The sequence below is a fragment of the Parasphingorhabdus sp. genome (assembly GCF_036964675.1).
Classification (GTDB): Bacteria; Pseudomonadota; Alphaproteobacteria; order Sphingomonadales; family Sphingomonadaceae; genus Parasphingorhabdus.
Genome location: NZ_JBALTF010000151.1, coordinates 1 through 702 on the forward strand (window position 1 = coordinate 1; position 702 = coordinate 702).

The 702-nt window shown below is 60.1% G+C and carries 2 protein-coding genes; one reads left to right on the top strand and one right to left on the bottom strand.

The window, feature by feature from the left end:
• Nucleotides 1-156 (top strand): dihydrodipicolinate reductase C-terminal domain-containing protein (locus V7665_RS13660; protein ID WP_335665081.1); only part of this gene is annotated, 156 nt, incomplete at its 5' end.
• 263 nt (nt 157-419) lie between these two features.
• Here V7665_RS13660 and V7665_RS13665 read toward each other — a convergent pair.
• Nucleotides 420-702 (bottom strand): DUF302 domain-containing protein (locus V7665_RS13665; protein ID WP_335665080.1); only part of this gene is annotated, 283 nt, incomplete at its 5' end.

Consider the following 702-nt stretch of genomic DNA (forward strand, 5'->3'; position numbering starts at 1 on the left):
CATATGGTCATATTGGCGAGCGACGAAGAACGGGTCGAGCTGACCCATCGGGCGGAGAACCGGATGATCTTTGCCCGGGGTGCGGTGAAGGCGGCGGGGTGGCTGGTTGGGCAGAGTGCTGGGCGGTACGGGATGGATGGGGTTTTGGGGTTTTAGGTAAAGCTTTATAAGGTGTCCTCAGTAATTATTCGCTCACACGACTCTCGCGAAAGATCCCCCATACTCGTTTGGTCGCCCCAGCGCAGGGCACAGGTGTCGAAAGCTTCTCCAAAGCTTTCCTGGACCGAGCGGGCTAGCCCGTCTGTCGTCTGCACAAAATAGATTGGTTTGGATCCCAGCCTGCGCTGGGATGACGATGAAGGCGCCGGGATGACGAGTTTTGGCGGGCACGGGTTTTGAAATCGCGCGAAGGCGTCCCTCTAGGCGCTGGCCAAAGACTCGATCACCCGTGACAATTTGTCCCGCACCACCGCGGCGGCCTGTTTGAGCTCAGGATTGTCGATCGCCTGCATCGAGGCGACCGGGTTGATCGCGGCGACCTCGATCTGGCCATCGCCCTGTTGCTGGACCACCACATTGCAGGGCAGCATCGTGCCGACCTTGTCTTCGAGCTGCAACGCTTCGTGGGCGAGCCCCGGGTTGCAGGCGCCGAGAATCGTGTAGGGGCGGAAATCGACGTCGATCTTGGTCTTCAGCGTCTGC